Below are 5,255 nucleotides of genomic sequence, written 5' to 3'. Positions count from 1 at the left end.
TTGAATACATAACCGGCTGCCCGTAAATTAAAATTCAATTCCCCTTCTAAATCCTCATCAGGGACAAACTCAATCTTATCGGTCAAAATAAAAGTTTTATCAACCATAATATGCTCCCCACACCTTTTTAGACAAAGATCTCATTAATTTAATTTGTATACTCGAAAAAAAACATCGATTTTAATTATTTTTGATTAAACATCAAAAAAAACATGTTTTCTTTTCATATAACAACTTATATACCTTTATAATAAATAGAGATTATCTAAGAGCATTTGGAAAGTAATACAATAATTTTTTAATTTTGCAAAAAAAATTCCAAAAATACAACAACTCTCTTAAAAGTGCAATTCATCTCCCGGCTTAAAGAAGCCGGAGAATTCTTGCACAATAATGTTAAATTAATCTCTATTTTCTTATTATTTTTGGATTGAAACCTGTCAAATCAACGATTGATGACGCATTTGAAGTGTTTAAGTCACCAACATCAATTACCAAATCCACTCTATTGCCAATTTGGTCGATAATCTCTTTCGGATTGGACAAAACCTCATCGTCTGAAAGGTTTGCACTGGTTGTGGTTATCGGAAAGATGCTAGCCAACCTACATGCAAGCTCACAGTCGGGAACCCTCACGCCAACACTTTTCAAGCCGCTTGTGATTGTCCTTGGAACTATTTTTCTCTTGTTTAGGATGAAGGTGTATGGTCCCGGAAGATACTTATTGATGGTTTGCTTTTGGCTAAGGGATGTCTTTGCAACCAGGTCAATTGCCCTGACGTCACCCACAAGTATTGAAAGAGGTTTCAAATAGCTCCTTTGCTTTATATCGAATACTTTTCTAACTGCCTTCTTATCAAAAATATTGGCACCCAAGCCATAAACCGTATCGGTAGGATACAATACGACCCCACCGTCAGCCAAGACGTTTATTGCTTCGCTAACAATATCCTCATCAACTTCATCAATACTTGTTTTTAAGACTTTCATTCATCTTTATATTAGATAAAGTCGTTATATATAATTATGCTTCAAAGTTTAAGACCATTATTAACAAGAATATTGAACCCGCTAGCCCGAAATTTAAACATAAATCCGAATATTGTAACTGTAATCTCCCCATTTGTGGCGGTGCTTGCAGCGTATGGATTTGCAAATCATGACCTGATTTTAGGTTGCATTGCAATTTTATTGTCCGGATTCTTGGATGTTGTGGACGGGGCAGTTGCAAGATATCATAACAGATCCTCACCCTTCGGTGCATTTCTCGACTCCACAATGGACAGGTTTGCCGATGCGATAATCTACATTGGAATAATATTTGGAGGATACTGCGACTGGTTTGTTGGAGTTCTGGCGATTCATTCCGCAATAACAGTGAGCTATGTTCGTGCAAGGGCAGAGTCCCAAGGCGCAGAGTGCAATATCGGAATAGCTGAAAGGGCCGTTAGAATGATTATATTAATGGTTGGAGCAATTATTGGATACTTTGCAGGCGACATTTACTTTACATACGTTATTTACATACTAGTAATCCTATCATACTTTACCGTTGGACAAAGAATCGTACACGTTTGGAGGCAATTGAAATGACTGAATTGGAAAGTCCTGAAAAGATCGCAAAGGACATTGCAAAACTTGAAAGAAACTTGAATCAGGTGGCTCACATTGAATTCGTTGGAAAAGAAAAGGAAGTTTACGACAGGGCCATTGACTATTGGAACGATTCAAAGTATTATTTAGAAAAAGAAGACATGAGGACTGCATTCGGATGTATCGAATACAGTCACGGATTGTTGGACGCATTAAGGATGATTCATGGAATCATCTAATCTTTTATTATTTAACCATAACCTATTTCTTTTATACGCCAATAATTCTCAGATAATTGGTTGTTCTTGACTTACCTAATGGAAATCCGCCAGTGATTATTATCAAATCACCATCATCCAGATTAAATTCTTCCTTGGCAATTTTTCTTGCGATTTCAACCATCTCGTCAGTGCTTTCATATATTTTTGTCACGACCGGCTTAACACCGAAGTTCAGAACTGTTTTTTCTGCAACGTGGCTGGACGGACAGCAGGCCAATATTATGGAATTGGGCCTTAGGTTACTGATCTTATTGGCCGTGAAACCTGTCATGGTGGGAGTGACAATCAGTTTTATATCAGAGTATTCGACAGCATCGACAACAAGTTTGGCAATTGTATCGCTGGTGCCTATTGCTCCCTTGTAATCAATATGTTGACTATAGTCAATGCTAGATTCAACATTTCTGCATACTCGGTTCATTATTTCAACGGCAGATACCGGATGTTTTCCTATTGTGGTTTCACCTGAAAGCATCACACAGTCAGTTCCATCCAAAACAGCATTTGCAACATCAGAAACTTCCGCCCTTGAAGGTCTTAGATTTTCATACATTGAAGCCAACATCTCTGTTGCAACAATGGCAAACTTGCCCTTTTCACGACACTTTCTAATTATGGTCTTTTGAAGAATCGGCAGCTCCTCCATTGGAACTTCCACCCCAAGGTCTCCCCGAGCCACCATTATTCCGTCGGATTCATCTATTATCTCATCTATATTGTCAATGCCCATGCGGCTTTCAATCTTTGAGATGATGCATGCATCCCCTCCGACATCATCAATGATTTTTCTAGCTGCAATGACATCCTCCCTAGTGTTTACGAATGAGAGCGCCAAATAGTCACAGGAATGCCCTGCAGCAAAGGCAATGTCATTTTTATCCACATCACTCATGAAATCCAAGTTTAAATGAACGCCCGGGACATTGATGGTTTTATGGTTCTGGAGCTTACACTTGCTCAGGGCCTTCAGCTCAACATAGTCATCACGTTTTCCTATGACCTCCAGCTCAAACAATGCATTGTCGACAAGCACCTTGTCACCCACATTGATATGGTCTATTGCATCGCTGTGATTGACTCCAAATGCGTTTTCATCACCCTGAATGCAGGTCTTGCTCATTCGAATGATATCTCCCCTTTGAAGGGTTACTCCACCATCCTTAAATTCCAATGTCCTGAATTCCGGCCCTTTTGTATCATACATTATGGCAACGGGAACGTTGCATGCCTTGCGCACTTGCCTTACAACATCTATTGTTTTCAATATGCCCTCCCGTGTGGCGTGACTAAGATTGATGCGTGCACAGTCCATTCCGTTGTTTACCATTTCACTCATGACCTCTACTGAATTTGAAGCGGGGCCTATACTGCATATAATTTTTGTTTTTTTCATGATTCCCACATATTCCCTATAATCAATGAATTAATTAATAATTTAAAATATCCACACTTATAGTTAATGATGCAATTAAACTCGAATATCCAATAAATTATATTAAACATAATAAGAAAAGATAATTACAAGGATATAAAATTATTCAATCACTATTGGGATATGGTGCAATTTTATATACTTAACATAGATTATTTGGAGGAAAAATAAGTATGAATGAAACAATCAAGGAACATTCTTGGATTCCACTTTTAGTAGTGGCTCTTGCTTCCTTTATTGTAGCTTTGGACGCTACATTCATGAATGTGAGTATTTCACAGGTTGTTGTGGATTTGAACACTGATGTAAGTACCATTCAATCCACCATGTCATTTTATACCCTGATTACTGCTGCATTCATGCTTCTAAGTGCAAAGCTGCAGGACATAGTTGGTAAAAAGAAATTGTTCATCATAGGTACAGCACTTTACGGTGTAGGTACATTCACCGCATCAATAAGTTCAAGTGCCACAATGCTATTTATAGGATGGGCAGCAATTGAAGGTGTTGCCGGAGCATTGATGATGCCTGCTACCGTTTCACTAATCAGTGGAACCTATTCCGGCGAAAAACGTACAGTTGCTTTGGCGATTGTGGGAGTGATGGGTGCAGTTGCAGCCGCAATCGGCCCACTCTTCGGCGGAGTCATGACAACTTTCTTAAGTTGGAGATATGGATTTGCATGTGAATTAATTATCGTATTCATTATTTTAATTATGAGAAACAGAATACCAGATTTCGCACCTACTCAATCCAGAAAAGATTTAGACATCACAGGATCTATAATTTCATTTATAGGCCTTGTATTACTAGTTTTAGGTATTTTATCACTATCCAAAGATTTCAACACCAGCATAATAGTGATTATTGTAGGTTTAATTGCCTTAGCAATCTTTGCATTCTTTGAAATCAGAAGGAAAAGAAATGGTAACGTACCATTACTCGATATGGACTTATTCAAAGACAGAAACTTACGTGTGGGAACTATAATTTTATTATTAAGCTACCTTGCAATGGGAGGAGCATTATTTGCTGTTTCCCTGTTCTTGCAAAGTGTATTGCAGTTAAATGCATTCGATACTGGAGTAACCACACTTCCGTTGACTTTAGGTTTGCTCATTTTTGCAATAATAGCACCAAGCTTGACTGGAAAATTGAGCCACAAAGTGATTATGGCAATAGGATGTATAATGGCAATCATCGGATGTCTGCTGTTGAGCTATCAGTTCAGACTCGATACAACAATGTGGACTTTACTGCCGGGACTTGTCGTATTAGGTGCAGGACTTGGTTTCATCATGGCTTTATGTACTGACATTTCATTGTCAAATATCCCTGCAGAAAGTCAAAACAACGCATCAGGTATTAACTCAACAGGTACATCCTTAGGTGAATCAATGGGTACAGCAATCATCGGAATAATTCTAATTCTCGGAGTTATGGGCGCTATTGGTACCGCTGTCGACACCTATGCACCTGAACATTCAGGAGACGAACAATTCCATATGGACGTTTACAATTACTTGCAAAAAGTGGGTAATATAGACGGCCTAAAAGACAACAGTACTTTTGTAGATGTTGTAAACCTCATTATCCAGGAAACAATGGCATTCGTAATGCAGATTACTGCCATCATAATGGGTATTGTATTCCTGCTAACGTTACGGCTGCAGGATAGAAAGGTTAAACAATGAGAGTTCATCTCTCATTTTTCTTTTTTTTAATAATTCTTTCAGTGAAATCTGGAAAAAAAGTTATTCAACTATGTAAAATTCATCTATTGGAAATCTAACTATTTTTAAAAAAAAAGAGTCTGTAAAATTTTATAGGCTTATTTAATTTTTATGTGTTTTTGTGTCCAGTTTTGCATTTGGAAGTCTAAAAAGGTTAGAATTCCATTTTTGGTCTTGTATAATTTCTTTATTTTTTCTGGATTGGTTTGTCTGTAG

5 protein-coding genes are annotated in these 5,255 nt (G+C 37.8%); 3 read left to right on the top strand and 2 right to left on the bottom strand.

Going from position 1 to position 5,255, the window contains the following annotated elements; translation table 11 throughout:
• Positions 1-408 precede the first annotated feature (408 nt).
• Positions 409-990 (bottom strand): L-threonylcarbamoyladenylate synthase, encoded by a 582-nt coding sequence (locus tag ILA26_RS02400; protein ID WP_292893700.1) that lies wholly within the window; start codon positions 988-990, stop codon positions 409-411.
• A 36-nt stretch (positions 991-1,026) separates the two neighbouring features.
• Between ILA26_RS02400 and pgsA the strand changes: the two genes are divergently transcribed.
• Both pgsA and ILA26_RS02390 read left to right on the top strand, forming a co-directional pair.
• Positions 1,027-1,593 carry an archaetidylinositol phosphate synthase gene (gene pgsA / locus ILA26_RS02395; RefSeq protein ID WP_292893699.1) on the top strand — a complete coding sequence of 189 codons (567 nt, stop codon included), beginning with the start codon at positions 1,027-1,029 and terminating at the stop codon, positions 1,591-1,593.
• On the top strand, positions 1,590-1,832 hold the full coding sequence (locus ILA26_RS02390; protein WP_116592543.1) for a DUF357 domain-containing protein: 243 nt from the start codon (positions 1,590-1,592) through the stop codon (positions 1,830-1,832). The genes pgsA and ILA26_RS02390 overlap by 4 nt, the downstream gene beginning before the upstream one ends.
• A 31-nt stretch (positions 1,833-1,863) precedes the next feature.
• On the opposite strand, the gene pyk is transcribed toward ILA26_RS02390, so the two are convergent.
• Positions 1,864-3,267, bottom strand: coding sequence for a pyruvate kinase (gene pyk / locus ILA26_RS02385; RefSeq protein ID WP_292893697.1), 1,404 nt, complete (start codon positions 3,265-3,267; stop codon positions 1,864-1,866).
• A 212-nt stretch (positions 3,268-3,479) separates the two neighbouring features.
• On the opposite strand from pyk, the gene ILA26_RS02380 reads away from it, so the two are divergent.
• Complete coding sequence (locus tag ILA26_RS02380; protein ID WP_292893695.1) at positions 3,480-5,000, top strand: MFS transporter; 1,521 nt, start codon at positions 3,480-3,482, stop codon at positions 4,998-5,000.
• Positions 5,001-5,255 lie beyond the last annotated feature (255 nt).

Origin of the sequence: Methanobrevibacter sp. (assembly GCF_017940815.1) — an archaeon.
In the GTDB taxonomy this organism is placed as follows: Archaea; Methanobacteriota; Methanobacteria; order Methanobacteriales; family Methanobacteriaceae; genus Methanocatella.
The sequence above is the reverse complement of the archived record's forward strand: the minus strand, read 5'-3'. Positions and strand labels throughout refer to the sequence as shown.